General features: G+C 63.3%; 19 protein-coding genes. 7 read left to right on the top strand and 12 right to left on the bottom strand.

Features of this window, described 5'->3' with window-relative positions; genetic code table 11:
* Positions 1–89: 89 nt before the first annotated feature.
* Positions 90–1,292, top strand: coding sequence for an MFS transporter (locus tag FJ959_RS22020; RefSeq protein ID WP_140631955.1), 1,203 nt, complete (start codon positions 90–92; stop codon positions 1,290–1,292).
* A gap of 77 nt (positions 1,293–1,369) precedes the next feature.
* On the opposite strand, the gene FJ959_RS22015 is transcribed toward FJ959_RS22020, so the two are convergent.
* The 8 genes from FJ959_RS22015 to FJ959_RS21980 form a co-directional block, all read right to left on the bottom strand.
* On the bottom strand, positions 1,370–1,663 hold the full coding sequence (locus FJ959_RS22015) for an HlyU family transcriptional regulator (RefSeq protein WP_140495907.1): 294 nt from the start codon (positions 1,661–1,663) through the stop codon (positions 1,370–1,372).
* 131 nt (positions 1,664–1,794) lie between these two features.
* Positions 1,795–2,469 carry a PadR family transcriptional regulator gene (locus tag FJ959_RS22010; protein WP_140495908.1) on the bottom strand — a complete coding sequence of 225 codons (675 nt, stop codon included), beginning with the start codon at positions 2,467–2,469 and terminating at the stop codon, positions 1,795–1,797.
* 168 nt (positions 2,470–2,637) lie between these two features.
* A complete protein-coding gene (locus tag FJ959_RS22005) occupies positions 2,638–3,006 on the bottom strand; it encodes a DCC1-like thiol-disulfide oxidoreductase family protein (protein WP_140524950.1) in 369 nt (122 codons plus the stop codon).
* 20 nt (positions 3,007–3,026) lie between these two features.
* On the bottom strand, positions 3,027–3,296 hold the full coding sequence (locus FJ959_RS22000; RefSeq protein WP_140524839.1) for a DUF333 domain-containing protein: 270 nt from the start codon (positions 3,294–3,296) through the stop codon (positions 3,027–3,029).
* A 106-nt stretch (positions 3,297–3,402) separates the two neighbouring features.
* Positions 3,403–3,696, bottom strand: a complete 294-nt coding sequence (locus FJ959_RS21995) for a GYD domain-containing protein (RefSeq protein ID WP_140495910.1) — start codon at positions 3,694–3,696, stop codon at positions 3,403–3,405.
* 209 nt (positions 3,697–3,905) lie between these two features.
* Positions 3,906–5,930 (bottom strand): RNA polymerase sigma factor RpoD, encoded by a 2,025-nt coding sequence (gene rpoD / locus FJ959_RS21990; protein WP_140495911.1) that lies wholly within the window; start codon positions 5,928–5,930, stop codon positions 3,906–3,908.
* Positions 5,931–6,451: 521 nt separating this feature from the next.
* Complete coding sequence (dnaG, locus tag FJ959_RS21985; RefSeq protein WP_140631952.1) at positions 6,452–8,386, bottom strand: DNA primase; 1,935 nt, start codon at positions 8,384–8,386, stop codon at positions 6,452–6,454.
* Positions 8,387–8,527: 141 nt separating this feature from the next.
* A complete protein-coding gene (locus FJ959_RS21980; RefSeq protein WP_140631950.1) occupies positions 8,528–8,923 on the bottom strand; it encodes an RcnB family protein in 396 nt (131 codons plus the stop codon).
* A 247-nt stretch (positions 8,924–9,170) separates the two neighbouring features.
* On the opposite strand from FJ959_RS21980, the gene FJ959_RS31890 reads away from it, so the two are divergent.
* The 4 genes from FJ959_RS31890 (at position 9,171) to FJ959_RS21965 (ending at position 12,710) form a co-directional block, all read left to right on the top strand.
* Positions 9,171–9,317 (top strand): hypothetical protein, encoded by a 147-nt coding sequence (locus tag FJ959_RS31890; RefSeq protein WP_181165210.1) that lies wholly within the window; start codon positions 9,171–9,173, stop codon positions 9,315–9,317.
* Complete coding sequence (locus FJ959_RS21975; RefSeq protein WP_140495914.1) at positions 9,314–10,975, top strand: Na/Pi cotransporter family protein; 1,662 nt, start codon at positions 9,314–9,316, stop codon at positions 10,973–10,975. The genes FJ959_RS31890 and FJ959_RS21975 overlap by 4 nt, the downstream gene beginning before the upstream one ends.
* Before the next feature lie 218 nt (positions 10,976–11,193).
* Entirely contained in the window at positions 11,194–11,403 is a 210-nt protein-coding gene (locus FJ959_RS21970; protein ID WP_140495915.1) for a DUF2061 domain-containing protein, read from the top strand.
* A 122-nt stretch (positions 11,404–11,525) separates the two neighbouring features.
* The gene (locus FJ959_RS21965; protein ID WP_140631947.1) at positions 11,526–12,710 is read left to right on the top strand and encodes an MFS transporter; all 1,185 of its coding nucleotides are present in this window, start codon (positions 11,526–11,528) and stop codon (positions 12,708–12,710) included.
* Between the two features lie 114 nt (positions 12,711–12,824).
* Here FJ959_RS21965 and FJ959_RS21960 read toward each other — a convergent pair whose 3' ends face one another.
* Positions 12,825–13,382: a GNAT family N-acetyltransferase gene (locus FJ959_RS21960; RefSeq protein ID WP_140631944.1), complete on the bottom strand. Its 558-nt coding sequence runs from the start codon at positions 13,380–13,382 to the stop codon at positions 12,825–12,827.
* Positions 13,383–13,434: 52 nt separating this feature from the next.
* Positions 13,435–14,139, bottom strand: coding sequence for a DNA helicase (locus tag FJ959_RS21955; RefSeq protein ID WP_140624060.1), 705 nt, complete (start codon positions 14,137–14,139; stop codon positions 13,435–13,437).
* A gap of 290 nt (positions 14,140–14,429) precedes the next feature.
* Here FJ959_RS21955 and FJ959_RS21950 point away from each other — a divergent pair, with 290 nt between their 5' ends.
* Positions 14,430–15,419 carry a hypothetical protein gene (locus FJ959_RS21950; protein WP_140516982.1) on the top strand — a complete coding sequence of 330 codons (990 nt, stop codon included), beginning with the start codon at positions 14,430–14,432 and terminating at the stop codon, positions 15,417–15,419.
* A gap of 46 nt (positions 15,420–15,465) precedes the next feature.
* Here FJ959_RS21950 and pcaD read toward each other — a convergent pair whose 3' ends face one another.
* The gene (gene pcaD / locus FJ959_RS21945) at positions 15,466–16,257 is read right to left on the bottom strand and encodes a 3-oxoadipate enol-lactonase (protein WP_140582023.1); all 792 of its coding nucleotides are present in this window, start codon (positions 16,255–16,257) and stop codon (positions 15,466–15,468) included.
* Positions 16,258–16,357: 100 nt separating this feature from the next.
* Between pcaD and FJ959_RS21940 the strand changes: the two genes are divergently transcribed.
* Positions 16,358–17,284 carry a LysR family transcriptional regulator gene (locus FJ959_RS21940; RefSeq protein ID WP_140560658.1) on the top strand — a complete coding sequence of 309 codons (927 nt, stop codon included), beginning with the start codon at positions 16,358–16,360 and terminating at the stop codon, positions 17,282–17,284.
* Positions 17,285–17,320: 36 nt separating this feature from the next.
* Here FJ959_RS21940 and FJ959_RS21935 read toward each other — a convergent pair whose 3' ends face one another.
* Complete coding sequence (locus tag FJ959_RS21935; RefSeq protein WP_140524847.1) at positions 17,321–17,770, bottom strand: GatB/YqeY domain-containing protein; 450 nt, start codon at positions 17,768–17,770, stop codon at positions 17,321–17,323.
* Positions 17,771–18,011 lie beyond the last annotated feature (241 nt).

Raw genomic sequence — 18,011 nt, 5'->3', positions numbered from 1 at the left:
GGTGCCGGCGCCGGCGTCCTTCGGACGCAAGCGGCAGGCCAAGTCAGGCCGTGCCGCACAACAAATGCCTTACGGCATGGGAGAAAACCATGAACCTTTGCTATCGTTGGGTCATTGTCGCGGCCGGCGCGCTGATGTCCTGTGTCGCCATCGGCACGATGTTTTCGCTGGCGATCTTCCTCGAGCCGATGGCGCTCGATACCGGTTGGTCACGCGCCGGCATATCGAGCGCGATGACGCTCAATTTCCTGGTCATGGGCCTTGGCGGCTTCGCCTGGGGCGCGCTGTCGGACCGCTTCGGCGCCCGCATCGTCGTCACGGTCGGCGCGGTGCTCCTCGGCCTGGCGTTGGTGCTGGCCAGCCGTGCGGGCTCGCTTGTCACCTTCCAGATCACCTTTGGCGTGCTCGTCGGGCTCGCGGCCAGCGCCTTCTTCGCACCGATGATCGCGCTTACAACAGGCTGGTTCGACACCAATCGCGGCCTTGCCGTGTCGCTGGTCTCGGCCGGCATGGGCGTCGCGCCGATGACGATCTCGCCCTTCGCCCGCTGGCTGATCTCGGCCTATGAATGGCGCACCGCCATGTTCGACATCGGCATCATGGCTTGGGTGCTGCTCCTGCCGGCGGTGCTTCTGGTGCGCCAGCCACCGAAGCCTGTCGTGACCGACACTGGCTCCTCGCCGGTTGCCGAGGGCGCCGGCCTGAGCGTCGGCCAAGCGCTGCGCTCGCCGCAATTCATCGTGCTGGGGCTGACCTTCTTCGCCTGCTGCGCGGCGCATTCGGGGCCGATTTTCCACATGGTCAGCTATGCCATGCTGTGCGGCGTGGCACCCATGGCCGCCGTCTCGATCTACAGCGTCGAGGGCCTTGCCGGGCTTGGCGGGCGTCTGCTCTATGGCGTGCTCGCCGACAGGCTTGGCGTCAAGCCGGTGCTGATCGCCGGCTTGTTGATCCAGGCCGTGGTGATCGCCGCCTATCTCTCGATCAGTCAGCTCGGCCAGTTCTACATGCTGGCCGTCGTCTTCGGCGCCACCTATGGCGGCGTCATGCCCCTCTACGCAGTGCTGGCGCGCGAATATTTCGGCCAGCGCATCCTGGGCACCGTGTTCGGCGCCGCCACCATGCTGTCCAGCCTCGGCATGGCGCTCGGCCCGCTCGCCGGCGGCATGGTGTTCGACGCCTACGCCAACTACCATTGGCTGTTCATCGGTTCGGCCCTCATCGGGCTGGGTGCGGCGGGCATCGCCATCGCCTTCCCGCCACTGCCGCGCAGAGCGTTGCAGCCGGCATAGCGGAGCAAACGAAAGGGCCGGCCCATATCTGGACCGGCCCTCGGATCTCTGGAATTCTTGAGCCGTTCGTCGGCGGTCTACCCGAACATCCGCTCGCCCTGCTCGTCGACGAGCTGGATGCCCTTCTTGATCGAGATGTCGACGGCGTCGTCCAACCCGGCGAAGCGATCGGCGCGGATGAATCTGTGTTCCTTCAGGACGCCGTCGACGTCCTTGGAGACGACGCCGCAGGTCTGGTACTGGCCATCGGCCTTGTAGGGCGTGGCGCTGATCGTGAAACCCTTGTGCTCCACCTGCTTGGCCGGTGCGGCGCTCTTTGGCTCGGCCGCTTCATCACCGCCACCGCCGAAAAGACGCTTCAGAAAAGACATCGGGCTTCCTCCAACAGCATTCATCCCGCACCACATCATTCATCCTGCACCACATAATGTGGCGCAGGATGAATTTCACTATCGCTCCTTGCTTGAACGGGCAAGGGCCGTGCCGGTTGGACCGAAGCCGGCTATTTGCGCGACAGCGCTTCGAGCGCGGCGGCGGCGTCTTCGAGGATGCTCATCGCCGCGGCCTGCTTGTCCGCCGGCGCATCGACGATGTCGCTCAGCGCGGCGCGCAGCCGGTGGCGCAGCGCACGGAATTCGTCGCGCTTTTCCGAACGGCCGCCTCGGCCGCCGCGCCGGTCCTCGCTATCGTCATTCCAGCCGAACCAGTCGCGCGCCTTGGCCATCTTGCGGCCGAAGCGCTCGAGATGGTCTAGCACGCCCTCGATCATCTCACGGTTGTCGGCAAGATGCGCCTGCCCGGCCTCGGTGATGGAAAACACCTTCTTGTTGCCTTCGCTCGAGGACACGGCATAGCCTGCCTCTTCCAGGAAGGTCAGCGTCGGGTAGACCACGCCCGGGCTCGGGCTGTAGATGCCGCTGGTGCGCTCCTCCAAGGCCTTGATGATGTCATAACCATGGCGTGGCGCCTCGGCCAGCAGCGACAGCGTGATCAGCTTGAGGTCTCCGTCGGCCAGCATGCGCCCGGCGCGGAACATGTCGCCCGGGCCGCCGCGTCCGCCGCCCCTGCCATGGCCGAACGGGCCAAAGCCGCCGCCCCCGCCTCTGCCGCCAAATTTGCCGGCCATGTGCATGAAGACGCGCTCGGCGCGATCGCCAAAATGATTGTGTCCGTGCATTGATTGCTCCTTGAGTTATATCTTACGACATATCTTAGCTAGGCACACGCCAGCGTGGAGTCAAGATATATCTTACGATGTATCGGGCCGGAAGCGAACAGCATCTGTCAGACGCCGATCCGTCGGTCGCGCTCGAACATGCGTTCATCATGATTGGAGTAGCCGGCGCTACCAGCGGCCGTTGCGCCGGTTCCAGGCATAGAGCAGGTCGGCGAAGCGGTCGTAGCCGAAGCGAGCGAGCGGTAGCGTAAGGGCGTTGCCGAGCAGCTTTGCCAGCCAGCCCTCGCCCGGCGTCAGCGCCCACACGGCGATGGCGACATCGGCGCCGACCAGCAGCCTGCCCTGAGCATCGGTCGCGTGCAGCCGGCGGCGGATGTCTTCCAGCGAAGCGCCAAATCCGGCCAAGGCTGCCGGTTCATGATTGATGTCGCGAAATTCGATCCGCCCGGCCTTGACCGCCTCGATCAACCGCCGCTTCTGCCTGGCAATGCCGGCATCGCAGACCGGGCAGCGCGTGTTGTACCAGACGGTCAGCAATGGCCTGGTTCTGCTATCGATCACTTCAGGCCCATCGCCGTCTTCGGCCCGACGCATTTGTTGTCGCGAAACAGCGCCCACTCTTCGCACAGCCGCCGATTGGGCAAGCGGCAAAATCCATATTCATTGCCAGCCTTGTCCTTCTTGATCATCAGGCGCCCGCCGATCTCTCCGCAATGGACCGATGCGGGATTGGACATGCCGACCGGTTTTTGCGGGGCAGTGTGGGCATCGATCGGCATCGACGACCACGCGGCAAGGCTGATAGCCAATATCGAAACTTTCTTCATCGCGATCTCCGCTGGCTGCACTCTATCACGATGGAGCGCACCGTCTTGCCGCAAGGCGCCGTCGAGCCGGCACCTGCTCATCGGCTCCGGAACGTCCCGATTTGCATCATCCAAGCGACGAGATGATCTCGCGGTAAGCAAGCTCCGGGAAAGCCTTCAGGGTCCGTGACTTGACGTTGCCGCCCGCGGCCAGCATCAGCGCGAAACGCGCCAGCACCGCATCGTCGGGCGCTTCGACCACCGCCACCATGTCGAATTCGCCCATGGTCAGGTAGAACGACTTGAACGATCCCCCCATCTCGCCCAGCTGCGTCTTGGCGGCATCGAGGCGCTTGGGGGATTCGCGCACGTTCTTCGCGCCCTGCTCGGTCCAGTTCATCAGCATGATGTAAGTCGTCATGGCACGCCTCCTCCGGGGCCACGGAGCACGGTGCTCAGGCCATGGCGATGTCGACACGGCCTCGACCGGGGCGGGCTTCCCGGGCTGTCGCCCAGAAAAATGCATCCGACACGAAATTATCCTCCCTAAGGGCGCGTGCCGCAATGGCGAGCGCCAAAGAAAAAGGGCGCCACGATGGGCGCCCTTGATCTCTTCACAATCGGTAGGCCTCAGCTATCCAGGAAGCTTCTAAGCTTGCGCGAGCGGCTCGGGTGCTTGAGCTTGCGCAACGCCTTGGCTTCGATCTGGCGGATACGCTCGCGGGTGACCGAGAACTGCTGGCCGACTTCCTCGAGCGTATGGTCGGTGTTCATGCCGATGCCGAAGCGCATGCGCAGCACACGCTCCTCGCGCGGCGTCAGCGAGGCGAGCACGCGCGTGGTGGTCTCGCGCAGATTGGCCTGGATCGCCGCGTCGATCGGCAGGATCGCCATCTTGTCCTCGATGAAGTCGCCCAGATGCGAATCCTCCTCGTCGCCGACCGGCGTTTCGAGCGAGATCGGCTCCTTGGCGATCTTCAGCACCTTGCGCACTTTTTCGAGCGGCATTGCGAGCTTCTCGGCCAGTTCCTCCGGCGTCGGCTCGCGGCCGATCTCGTGCAGCATCTGGCGCGAGGTGCGCACGATCTTGTTGATCGTCTCGATCATGTGCACCGGAATGCGGATGGTGCGCGCCTGGTCGGCGATCGAACGCGTGATCGCCTGCCTGATCCACCATGTCGCGTAGGTCGAGAACTTGTAGCCGCGGCGATATTCGAATTTGTCGACGGCCTTCATCAGGCCGATATTGCCTTCTTGGATCAGGTCGAGGAACTGCAGGCCGCGATTGGTGTATTTCTTGGCGATGGAGATGACGAGGCGCAGATTGGCCTCGACCATTTCCTTCTTGGCGATCGCCGCTTCGCGCTCGCCCTTCTGCACCTGGTTGACGATCTTGCGGAATTCCAGGATCGAGATGGCCGTTTCCGTGGCCAGATTCTGGATCTCGGCGCGCAGATCCCTGATCGCGTCCTTCTCGTTCTTGGTGAACTCCTTCCAGCCGCGCGAGGTCAGATTGGCGATCGAGCGCGTCCAGTTCGGGTCGAGCTCGGAGCCCTGATATTCCTTCAGGAACTCCTCGCGGCGCACGCCATAGCTTTCGGCGAGACGCAATAGCTTGCCCTCGTTCTGCACCAGGCGCTTGTTGATGTCGTAAAGCTGCTCGACCAGCGCCTCGATACGCGCCGTGTTGAGCGACAGCGACTTCACCGCCTTGATGAGCTGGTCCTTCAGCTCCTTCAAGCGGCGGTCCTGGCTGGGCGACAGCGTGCCGGCCGCGGCCAGCCGGTTCTCGACCTGCTGATCCTGCAGCTTGCGCAGCTTCTTGTAGGTGTCGGCGATGACGTCGAGCGTTTCCATGACCTGCGGGCGCAGCTCGGCTTCCATTGCCGCCAGCGACAGGCTGGCCTCGTCCTCGTCCTCCTCGTCGTCATCCCCGATGCCGCGCGTGTCAGCGCCGACATTGGTGATGTCGTCTTCATCGTCGCGTCCGCGGCGCGGCTTTTCCTCGACCTTAGGCGCTTCCTCGACGCGCTCCACCACTGGCGCCTGCTTGGCCTCGGGGCCGGCATAGGTGGCTTCGAGGTCGATGATCTCGCGCAGCAGGATCTTGGATTCGTTGAGCTCGTCGCGCCAGATGATGATGGCCTGGAAGGTCAGCGGGCTTTCGCACAGGCCCGCGATCATCGTCTCGCGGCCGGCCTCGATGCGCTTGGCGATGGCGATTTCGCCCTCGCGCGACAACAACTCGACCGAACCCATTTCGCGCAGGTACATGCGGACCGGATCGTCGGTGCGGTCGGTCGGCTCTTTCTTCGTGGTTGTGGCGGCGACGGCGGTGCCGGTCTGCTCGGCCAGTTCGTTGGCGTCTTCCTCGGCATCCGCCGCGGTGTCGCCGGCCTCGGCCTCTTCGCCCTGCTCGTCGTCCTCGACGACGTTGATACCCATGTCGGACAGCATCGCCATCGTGTCCTCGATCTGCTCGGAGGTCACTTCCTCGGAGGGCAGCACCGAATTCAGCTCGTCCATGGTGACATAGCCGCGCTTCTTGGCGGCCTTGATCATCTTCTTGACAGCATCATCGGAAAGGTCGAGCAGAGGGCCATCGGTGGCGCCTTCGCGTTCGGTCTCGACCTCTTCCTTTTCCTTTGTCGCCATAGTCTTTATCTTCTCCTAGCGGCCCGACATCGAGGCCGCGCAAGCTGTCGGACCGGTCAAATCGGCTGGGCTCGCTTTTGCAACGCGCTTCACCGGGCCAATAACTGCATCATCTCTTTGTTGGTGCCCTGTCGTCGCCCAAAACCGGTTTCCATTTTTGGGCGACATGCATTAAGTCCAGATTAACCCTGATATCTGTGGCAGGCTGGCTGCCTGTCCAGTGACCAAGACCTCACATCGCTGCTTTTCCCGTCGACGCGGGTGCGGGTTAACGTTTCGAATCGTCCTGATTCCGCCATTCTGCCGGAAGGTCAAGCGCCTCTCGCATGATTCGCATGAAAAAAGCGAATCAATTACCCGACTTAGCGCGGTCCGGCTCTAGAAGATCCATGACAACGCCGTCTTTCCTGCACTTGCTGGCATGAGCCCGTCCCAACCCTCGGGCCGAAATGAGCTCCGCCTTTCTTCTACTGGAGTATGATCGTTCCCGAAAACCGGGTCCCGCTTTTCGGAACCATGCTTCAGGCCCGACCAGCCCTGCCCGACGAAACACCGAAGCCTTCGATCAGCGCTTCCGTCGCTTGTACATCCCGAAATTGCGCTTGAATTTCGATCAGATGGCGGAAATTCTCGTCCGAAGGATCCGCATCCATCGCCGCTTCCGCCTGTTTCAGCTCCTTATGTAAGGTGCGCGCGCTGCGCTGCAAGTGCAGCGCCTGGTTCAGAGCGTCGCGGGCATCCTCGAGCGCTGCCGTCTCCAGCGCCGGCCACTGCCGCGCCCGCCTGATCAGGCCGACGGCACGCTCCCAGATCTCGGCGCAGCCGGCGCGCTCGATCGTCGCCACCACGGCGTGGCGGTCATTGGCCATGTCATGTGCCATCGCGTCGAGGATGGCGCCGTGCAGCCGCCTCAGCTCGGGGTTGGCGAGATCAAGGAACTCGACATGGGCGAAATTCTCGTCGATCAGCGCCGGGTGGTTGACCAGTGCCACGATGATCGTCGCTTCGCGCACCGACATTCCTTCGTTGCCGCGCTTGACCAGTGCCGACTGGCCGAGACTTTCCGTGATGGCGATGCGACCACCGCCGGCTTTAGCGAATTGTCCGCCGGGAGCGGGCGCCTTGCCCTGCCCCGGTTTCCAGTCCGGACGACCTTGCCGCGTTGCGCGCTGAGAACCGAAGAAGCTCAGCACGCGCTCGCGCATGTCCTGCTGGTAGTGATATCGCAGGCTTTCATCACGGATGCGGCTGGTCAGTTCGCGCAGCCGCTTCTCCAGTTCGGCCCGCCGCTCCGGCGTGTCGAAGACGCCGCCCGCCGTCTCGCGCATCCATAACAGATCGGCAAGAGGACGCGCTTCCGCCAGCACGGCGCGGAAGGCATCCGGCCCCTCCGCCTTGACCAGGTCGTCGGGATCCTTGCCTTCCGGCAGCAGCGCGAAACGCGCCGTGCGCCCGGCTTGGACTACGGGCAGCACCATGTCGGCGGCCCGCCATGCGGCCTTCAGCCCGGCCTTGTCGCCGTCGAAGCACAGCACCGGCTCGGCGGCCATACGCCACAACAGTTCGAGCTGGTTTTCGGTTAGCGCCGTGCCGAGTGGCGCGACGACATTCTCGAAGCCGGCCTGCGCCAATGCGATGACATCCATATAGCCTTCGACGGCGATGACCGTGCCGCCCTTGGCCAGCGCTTTTCGCGCGCGGGCGAAATTGTAGAGCACGTTGCCCTTGTGGAAGAGCTCGGTATCGGGCGAGTTCATGTATTTGGCGAGCGCATCCGGCGCCAGCGCTCGCCCGCCGAAAGCGATGACCTTGCCACGCGAATCCGGAATCGGGAACATGATGCGGTCGCGGAACCAGTCATAGGAGACCGGAATGTCATCGCCATGGCGCACCAGCCCACAGGCCTCGATATCGCCCTTCGGCACGCCCTTTGCGGCCAGATGCTCCTTCAGCGCATTGCGGCTGTCGGGCGCATAGCCCAGCCGGAACGCATGCTGCGTCGCGGGCGTCAGTCCGCGGTCGCGCAGATACGCACGGGCCTTGGCGCCCTCCGCGCCCTGTAGCCGCTCCTGGAAAAAGGCAGTCGCCATTTCCATGACGTCGGTAAGGCTGGCGCGTTCCTTCTCGCGCCGCTCCTCCTGCACGTCGCGAACCGGCATCGGCACGCCGGCCATGTCTGCGATCTTCTCGACCGCCTCGGGAAAGCTCAGTCCGTCAAGTTCGGTCAGGAACTTGAAGTGATCGCCCGAGACCGAGCAGCCGAAACAATGATAGCGGCCCTTCTTGTCCTCGCAATGGAAGGACGGGCTCTTCTCGCCATGAAACGGGCAGCAGGCCCAATAATCGCCGCGCGACGCATTGGTCTTCTTGCGATCCCAGGCGACGCGCTGGCCGATGACCTGCGAAATCGGCACGCGATCGCGTATCTCGTCGAGGAAGGCGGGCGGAAAGCGCATCGGGGAACTCGTTTATCCCCCATATAATCATGCCCGCGAAATCCGGCGACCCCTAATGCTGACGATGCCCGGTTTCCACAGGGCAAAAGGAAAGGCGGCCGTTGCGGGCCGCCCTTCCTCCAGTCTGGCACTATCGGGACTTTACTGCGCGGCAATGGCGCCAAAGATGATGCCGGAGAGGGCGCCGACCAGCACATAGTCGTTGCCGACGCGGATCCATTCCTGGCCACGGCCGGGACGATGCAGGCCGTAGCGACCATAATCGCGGACCGGCTGATGCTGCCGCCAGCCGGAATATTTCTGGCCATTGCGCCAGTTGTTCCGCTTCACGACGACCTTCTTTTGAATGGTGCGCTTCTGGATAACACGCTTCTGGATGACGCGCTTCCTGACATCCCGGTTGGTAGGCTTCTGCCAGTCGACATTGGTATAGTTCGACTGCGGCGCGACCGGCGCATTGAGCGGTGCGGCCTGGCCCGTCAGGGACGTGGCGGCCAGCATCGAGAAAGCAAGACCGGAAAGAACAATGCGTTTCATGAAGGAATCTCCTTGGTTGTCGATGCCGCAGAAATAGCCGTCGAAGAATGAACCGAAACTGAACATGAGCATTACAATTCCGTAATGAATCCGAAGCTTTAGACCGGTTGGTTGAACATCCTCGCAAATTCCGAGCGAAGGGCGGGCGGCAACACCGGCCTATCCGCCGCGTCAAGGCGGCGAGGCTCATGCAACCATTTCGGCATCCGTCCATTCTCCGACACGGCCCGTCGCGCGCGGAGAGCCCTTGAAATCGACAAATTTTTATTATCCGGCTAAAATATTCGAGCTATTATCGGCCAACGTCATGATCATGATTCGCACCCCTCCTCTTTCTCCCGACCGCCGCGCTGCCCGTGTCGCCGGCCTTGTCCGTATCGGTGCGCCGCAATGAGCGGCTCCGTGGTTCTCCTGCATCTGGCCGGCGCCGTGGCGCTGATGCTGTTTGCCACGCGCATGGTGAAGACCGGCGTCGAGCGCGCCTATGGCGACGTGCTGCGCCACAAGCTGCGCGCCACCATGCGCAATCCTGTCATGGCGGTGCTGGCCGGCACCGGCCTCGCTATAGCGCTGCAGAGCTCCACCGCCGTCACGCTGCTGGTCGGCTCCTTCGCGGGCTCCGGCATCGTCTCGGGCGCGGCCGGGCAACTGGCCGTGCGCGGCGCCGAGATCGGTTCGGCTCTGGTGGTCAAGCTGCTCACCTTCGATCTCACGCTGCTGGTGCCGCTTTGCCTGATCACCGGCACGGTCATGTTCATGGCCACCGAGCGGCGCGACTGGCGCCAGACCGGTCGCATCCTGGTCGGCATCGGCCTTTTGATCCTGTCGCTGGAAATGATCGGTCAGGCATCCGAGCCGCTGCGCAACAGCCAGTTGATGCCGGTCATCATCAATTACTTCTCCGGCGATTCCATCACCGCCTATCTGCTGGCGGCGCTGATCACCTGGCTGTTCCAATCGAGCATCGCCGCGGTCCTGTTGATGGCGACGCTGGCGGGCCGCGGCCTGATCACGCCCGAACTCGGCGTCGTCCTCATCCTGGGCGTCAATCTCGGTTCGTCGATCATCGCGCCCATGCTGACCCGCTCCTCCGGCCCCGAAGTGCGCGTCGTGCCGATCGGCAACCTCTTGATGCGCGGGCTTGGCTCGCTGGTCATGCTGATCCTGGTCATGATCTTCAGGCCGCATTTCGCGTTCCTTGGCGCGACGGCAGCGGACCAGATCGTCAATGCCCACATCCTGTTCAATGTGCTGATCCTGCTCGCCGGCCTGCCGCTGGCGGGTCTCGTCTACCGCGCCTCGGAGAAGATCGTGGCGCTCGGCACCAAGACGCCAGCCGCCACGCTCGACGTCGTCGAACTCTCGGCGCTCAACGAAAGCGCGCTCGACGTGCCGAGCCAGGCGCTGGCCAATGCCACCCGCGAGGTGGTGCGGGTCTGCGAGACGGTCGAGATCATGCTCAAGCGCATCATCGAGCTCTACGAGAGCGCCGATGCCGACAAGATCAAGGCGCTGGCCGCCCTTGACGACCGCGTCGACCGCAAGCACGCGGCGATCAAGCTCTACCTCGCCAAGGTCACCAAGAACCCGCTGACCGAGGACGAGGCGTTGCGCTGCCAGGAACTGATCGGCGCCTGCGTCAAGCTGGAGCAGGTCGGCGACATCATCGTGCGCAACATGCTGGTACATGTGAAGAAGAAGTTCGACCGTGGACTGGAATTCACCGACGAGGGTTGGAGCGAGCTGTGCGCCTTCCACGCTTCGGTGCTCGCCAATGCGCGGCTTGCCTTCAACGTGCTGGTGTCGCGCGATGCCGAGACGGCTCGCCAATTGGTGCTGGAGAAGGAACGGCTGCGCGACGCCGAAAAAGAGACCAGCGCCAGCCATTTCCTGCGGCTGCGCGAAGGCACTGCCAAAAGCGTCGAGACCAGTTCGATCCACCTCGACACCATCCGCGATCTCAAACAGATCAACTCGCTGCTGGCATCGATGGCCTATCCCGTGCTGGAAGAACGCGGCCTCCTCGGTGGATCCAGGTTGAAGGCGAGCTGATCAACGACATCTCTCCCTTCTTTGAGATACCTCATCCCACCTCGCTTTGCGACGCCACCTCCCAACAAACAAGGGCAGAAGGAAGAGCGCCGCACTCTGTCGAAAAAATTGTATTGCGGCAGAATTGCATGGCGTCGGTCCTTCGGCGGCAAAATTGCCATTGCCGCGTTTCCATCGCTCGGGCTAGGCATATCAGCCAAAGCTTTCGGAGGAGATCGATGGACACCCATTCGCGCAGTTTCGCCAAGGCGCTTTCGTGGCGCGTGACCGGCACCATCGATACGATGATCATCTCGCTGGTGGTGACCGGAAGCGTCAAGCTGGCGGCCGCCATCGGCGTGACAGAAGTCTTCACCAAGTCGCTGCTCTATTATTTTCATGAGCGGGCATGGTTGAAGGTTCCTTATGGACGCAAGACCCCGTTCTGAACCCGGGGTCAAGATTTTGAACCCGGAGATCAAGAAAAGCTAAAGCGGCGACAAAGATTTCTGGATTGCCGGCAGCGCGCATCCGTGGTTTGAGGCCTGCATTCGAGGATTTAATTCCCGCCATGTCGCTTCCGCTCATCGCCCTGTTCATCGCTGCCTTCGCTTTCGGCACCACCGAATTCGTCATCGCCGGCGTGCTGCCGCAGGTGGCGCAAGGGCTTGGCGTTTCGGTTCCGACATCGGGCTATCTCGTCTCCGGCTATGCCTGCGGCATCGCCATCGGCGGTCCGCTTCTGGCACTTGCCACCAAGTCCTTGCCGCGCAAAACCTTGCTGCTCGCCCTGGCGGTCGCCTTCACCATCGGTCAGGCGGCCTGCGCGCTGGCGCCCGACTTCACCTCGATGCTGCTTCTGCGCATTGCCGTCGCAGTCGCGCATGGCGCTTATTTCGGCGTCGCCATGGTGGTTGCGGTCGGGCTGGTGCGCGGGGACCAGCGCGGCATGGCGGTGGCCGTCATCCTGTCGGGCCTCACCGTCTCCAACGTGATCGGCGTGCCGGCGGGCACTGCCATCGGCAACATCTGGGGCTGGCGCGCGACCTTCTGGGTTATGTGCGCATTGGGCGTGGCGGCCACGCTTGCCATGGCAGCCCTTTTGCCGCGCACCACAGGTTATCAGGCCAAACCCGCCGGCCTCGCCCGCGAGGTCCGCGTGCTTGCCCGCCAGCAGGTCTGGACCTCGCTGATCCTGATGCTGATGCTGATGATCGGCCAGTTCGGCCTGTTCACCTACATCACCCCGACATTGATCGAGATCACCGGCCTCGACGAGAACCTGGTGCCCTGGGTGCTCTTGCTCAACGGCGTCGGCGCCACGCTTGGCGTCTTCCTCGGCGGCAGGCTAGCCGACTGGAAGCTGATGCCCTCGCTGATCACCATGCTGGCCCTGCAGGCGGTGACGCTTGCGGTGATCTATGCCGTCAGCCCCTATCCCGTGCCGATGATCGTGGCGATCGTCATCTGGGGCGGCCTCAACTTCGCCATCGGTACGCCGATTCAGACCCGCATCCTGTCCTGGACTGCGGATGCCTCGAACCTGGCCTCCTCGCTGATCCCATCCGGCTTCAATGTCGGTATAGCGCTCGCGGCATCGCTCGGTGCTGCCATGCTCAATGGCGGTTACGGTTATCGCAGCCTGCCGCTGCTTGGCGCTGTGGCGATGCTCGTCGCCGTCGCGGTGGCGCTCGCCTCGCACATCTGGGAGTGGCGCAGCAACGCCACGCCACCGCTGACGGCAGCGGCTGAGTAGATTATCCGCGTCAGGACATCCACCACCGATCATGCCTGATCCGGGCGTCCACCGGCGCAAGCACGACGCGATGAACAGTCATGTCTCGCCTGGCGGCTGCGCAGCTCCAACGCATTACAGATCGATGCGGAACCGCAGGGTCTCCGCTCCGCCATAGGCGGCATCTTCGAGGAAACGTTCGACCAGTCTGCCGCCGTTGGCCAGGATCACTTTGTGCGAGGCCGGATTCCCAGGTTTTGCGGTGATGTCGACATGAGCCAGGCCGACCGCCCTCGCCTCATCCAGCATAAGCCGCAGCGCTTCCGTCGCGTAGCCGCGTCGCTGTTTCCACGGCACCACGGCGTAGCCGATATGGCCAAGCACGTGCGGCGGCAGCGCCGACGTGCCCTTCTGCCAGCGCAGGCCGATCGAGCCTGACGTCTCGCCGTCCCACATCCAGCGCCTGAAGCCCGGCAGGCGCGGGACCTGTCTGCCGTCAGGCAAGGTGATCGGCGGCCCCTTGGCCTCGGGATCATCGAGGCTGGCCAGGAACGCCGCCGGATCCTCCTCGATTGCGGCAAGCTGCTCGCGAGCTGCCTCCATGAGCCGTACATTGTCGGGCGACCAGCCGCGCTCGAGCGCAGCCTTGTAGGACGCCAGATGCTTGAGCCCGGGCTTGACGATTTCGATCATGATCCATGCTCCCTCGCAGGCCAAGCAGGCATAGCGATGGCCACTGGAACGCTCAAGCGGGCTGGAAGCGGATCGCGCCCTTGTTGAGGAAACACGCTTTGCTGAACAGCGACAGATCCAGCGGGTTCGGTAGCCGAACGTCGCTGATATCGGGAAACGGCTTCGTTGACGGATCGTAGGAGCGGTCGATCTGCGAGATGAAGACCAGGATCACGCCCCTGTCACGCGCAAAAGCCTTCAATGTCCGGACCTGGTCCATCAGCTCCGGATTGTCCCGCTTCTGGTCGAGCAGTTGCAGATAGTCGATGACCGCGAGCGTCCCACGCGCCACCGATCCCAACACCTCGACGATGTAGTCGGCGCTGATGGCTTCGGAAGTGTCGGACGCGAACAATCGGTCGAACTGGGCGGGGTCCGCCCCGATGGCGCGAAACCGGTCCAGCACATCGCGATGCGTGTATTCCAACGAGAAGAACACGCTGCGATGGCCACGCTTCATGGCTTCGACCGCGAGTTCGAGGCTCATCAGCGTCTTGCCGTGGCCTGGTCGCGCACCGACCAGAACCAGGTCGCCGGGCATCAGCCGCGAGAACAGCCTGCCGGCGGCCGTCGTCTCGGCTGCCTTGGCCGCAAGCAGACTCCAACTCGCAAAACCTTCGCGGGCTGCAACACGGTCAAGCGCCTGATGGAGCGGAATCTTCTCCTTGCGGGACAACAGCCTGGCTTGACGCTTCAGATGGTAAATGGGCGCAATCATCGCAAACCTCCTGGTGCGAGCGGTCTTCGCAACCCCTCCTTATGCTTGGTGCTCGAACAGTCGGTTCGATGATCGGATTGCCCCGCATGAATGATGCTTTCCCGACGGAGGGAGGAGGCGTGGGCGCGCCGGAATCAGACAATACCCCAATGCTGACCGGTCGAAAACGCGCATACGTGCCGGGAATGCTGAACAAGATGTGTTTCGCCGGCCGGCATAAGCCGATTTATGATCGTGCCGGGGGTGATTCACCGCCAAAACACAAACGCTTCGACAGGAGAACGGGTCTGGTGCGGTTGAGATCTATCCCGCTGGGTGTCGTCGCCAGCCTCTTCCTCGTTGTCGTCGCTTTGACGGCACGGTCCTTTGCCGCGCCCTCGGCCATTCCGGCCTGGCTGCAGGCCCATGTCGGCGAAGGTGATGGCCAGATCTCAGCTGTGGTCCTGGAGCGGGCCCGAGCGCTTTACCTGAAGAAAGTCGGCGCAGGAGCCGTTAACAATCCCTGCTACTTCGCCATGGATGCGACGCGCCCTAGCGATCTGGGCAACAACAAACTGGGTCACCGTTATTACATCATCTGCGAGGCCAGCCAGGCGTTTCGCGCCGTTTCGGCGGGCCACGGCAGCGGCCGGAATCTGAAGGGCGTCGCAGATTTCGCCAATGGCAAGCGCTGCGCGAAGAACTTCGGCAATGCGCTGGATTCGTCACTGACCGCCGGCGGCGCCTATATGACCGGCGAGGCGAAAACCTCGTTCAAGGGCTATTATCGCACCGCAGCGAAGCAGGACGTGGCTTTCATGCGTACCTTCGTGCAGTTCGATGGCGAGGGCGAGGCCGCGAACGCCAGGCAGCGCGTGATCGGCGGGCATCCGGCGGAAGTGCTGAAGGGAATGTGTCTTCGCAAAGACCCGGCCAGCTCGCATGCCGACCATGACGGCTACGTGCCGTTCGGCAAGCTGGTGGATTATGCCGGCGGCCGCAGCAATGGCTGCACCAGTTGGTCGGCGGCGGATGCGCAGCAGATCATCCCGATGGTGAAGGACAATCCGACGACGCTCTACATCTACCCTGAATCGCGCGACATCGCCGCCGTTGCGCAAATCGTGGCGGCGGGCCGTTCGCTGTCGGACGCTGGCCCCTATTGGAACGCATCCTGCCTGAAGGAAATCGGCACGCCGAAATTCTGGCCGCGAAAGACGCTCGAGCCGATCATTGCCCAATACAGGAAGGACCACCCGGCACCGCCGCCGCAGCCGGTGCCGATCTGCAAGGAGCCGTGAGGTCCGTCCCGGCTCCGGGGATGCGGGGTCTACGGGATCGCATCCCTCAGCGCAGAAAATCGAACACCGCCTGCATGAAACCGGATGGATATTCGACATTCGACAGGTGAACCGCCGGCAGGACGACCAGTTTCGCGCCGGGCACCGCCGCGGCGATCAGTTCGCTGTGGCTGGCCGCCGTCACCGTGTCGTGCTCGCCGGCGATCACCAGCGTCGGCCGCGAGATCAGCGCCACGGTGCGGCGAAGGTCGGCGTCGCGCACCGCCGCAAAGAGGCCCGCCAGGCCTTGCCGGTCGATGGCGAGCAGCATGGCGCGAAATTCCTCGATGACGGGCTCGTTGGCCGCCACCATTTTTGCCGGGAACCAATTGTTGAGGAACGTTTCGGCGGTTTCGGCCATGTCGGGCGCCTGCCGGACGGCGGCAATGCGCTCGTCGAAATAGCTTGCCGGTCCGAGATGCGACGAGGTGTTGCTCAGGATCAGCCGGTCGATCCGCTCCGGCGCGTGGATGCCGAGCCATTGCCCGACGAAGCCGCCCAGCGACAGGCCGAGGAAATGCACGCGGCCAAGGCCGAGCGCGTCGAGCAGCTCGATCACGTCGCCGCCGAGCCGATCGAGCGAATAGGCGCCGGCCGGCACGCTCGATCCGCCATGGCCGCGAAAATCATAGCGCAGAAGATGGAAATGCCTGGACAACTCGCCGACCTGTCCATCCCACATATGCAGCGTGGTGCCGATGGAGTTCGACAGCATCAGAACCGGCTTTCGCGCATCGCCGTCGAAACGGTAGGCGATGCGCGTGCCGTCGCCAACAGTCACAAAATTCAGCTCACTCATGATGAAAGATCCTTCTGGAAGGGTTGAATGACAGAGCGTAGTCAGATCGTTGGTTTGTTGATATTACAAAGTCAGGACAATCTCTGTAATCAAAGCTGACATGGCTGAATTCACCTTGCACGACCTGCAGTGCTTCGACGCCGTGATCCGCACCGGCGGCTTTCAGCCGGCGGCGGCCCTGTTGCATCGTTCACACCCGGCTGTATTCGCCGCTGTCGCCAAGCTGGAACGGCAGCTCGACCTCGTTCTCCTGGACCGCAGCGGCTATCGCGTGCGCCCGACCGAGGCCGGGCTGTCGTTCCACCGCCGGGCGCAATCGCTGCTGCGCGAACTGGAAGGCCTGCGCGTGCATGCCGCCCAGCTCTCGATGGGCGAAGAAAGCGAAATCCATGTGGTGATCGGCGACCTATGCCCACGACCGCAGGTGCTGGGCCTGCTCGGGCGGTTCTTCGCGCAATGTCCCGGCACGCGTCTGCACCTGCACTTCGAGGCCGTCGGCGGCCCTTGGGAACGCCTTTTCGACGACGAGGCCGATCTGGTCCTGCACTGGATCGACAAGGGCGATGCGCGGGTGGAATGGATCGATTTGTGCAAGGTGCCGTTCATTCCCGTGGTGGCACCGGGCTTTCTGCCGGAGCGCATCGAGCCGCCGATCACACCCGACCAGATGCAGGCGCTCACCCAATGCGTGATGCGCGACACTGCCCGCCATTCACCGCAACAAGACTACTTCATGGTCGAAGGCGCGCCGCAATGCCTGGTCGCCGACCAGGGCATGAAGAAGGAGATCATCCTGCAGGGCCTCGGCTGGGGCCACCTGCCACGCTTCCTGATCGAGGAGGAGCTGCGTGATGGACGCCTGCGGTCCATCGCCGGCCCTCATATGCCGGGCCGCACCGACGAACTGGTGGTTGCGCGTCGCCGCGACCGTCCCCACGGGCCGGTCGCCAACCGTTTGTGGGATCATATCCAGCAGGAGGCGCCAGCATTGCGCCACGCGTTGGAGCCCCAGAAGGTTGTTTTATAGGCAGGCGAGCGCTGGCGCTCGCGCTCGACGCGCCGACTATTGCAAAAGCCCCTTGATGATGCCGCTTGCCTTGCCGAAATCCATCTGGCCGGCATATTTCTGCTTCAGTGCCGCGATCACCTTGCCCATGTCCTTCTGGCTGGCGGCACCGGTCGCCGCGATCGCCTCGCGCGCCGCGGCGGTGATGGCGGCATCGTCGAGCTGCGTCGGCAGGAAATCGCGGATGATCTCCATCTCGCTGCGCTCCTGCGCGGCCAGTTCCGGACGCTTGCCGTCTTCGAAGGCCTTGGCCGATTCTTCGCGCTGCTTCACCATCTTGGCCAGGATCTGCAGGATCGCCTCGTCGCTGGCCGGTTCCTTGCCGGCACCGCGATTGGCGATATCGCGATCGTGGATGGCGGCTTGGATCAGCCGCAATGTCGGCAGCCGGTGCTTGTCCTGCGCCTTCATCGCGCTCTTCAGGGATTCGGCGATTTTTGCGCGCATCGTGCTCTCTCCTTCGGTCGGCGCGGACAATAGCGCCCGGTGCGGACCAACGCAAACCCTGATATGTCGAGGCAAGCCTATGATATTGCTCAATGAAATAAATCGTAGCGGCATTTCCCATCATCATTGACCGACCTGCCCCCTTCCCCTATGTACTGGGCCTTGCATGAACTGAAGCTTGAGTGCGTGGAGGCAGCGAATTCGCCGCTCCGCGCCGTTTGCCGCGCAAATAGCCCGCCGG

Source organism: Mesorhizobium sp. B2-2-4, assembly GCF_006442375.1.
Taxonomy (GTDB): Bacteria; Pseudomonadota; Alphaproteobacteria; order Rhizobiales; family Rhizobiaceae; genus Mesorhizobium.
This window is presented reverse-complemented; position numbering and strand designations above follow the sequence as displayed.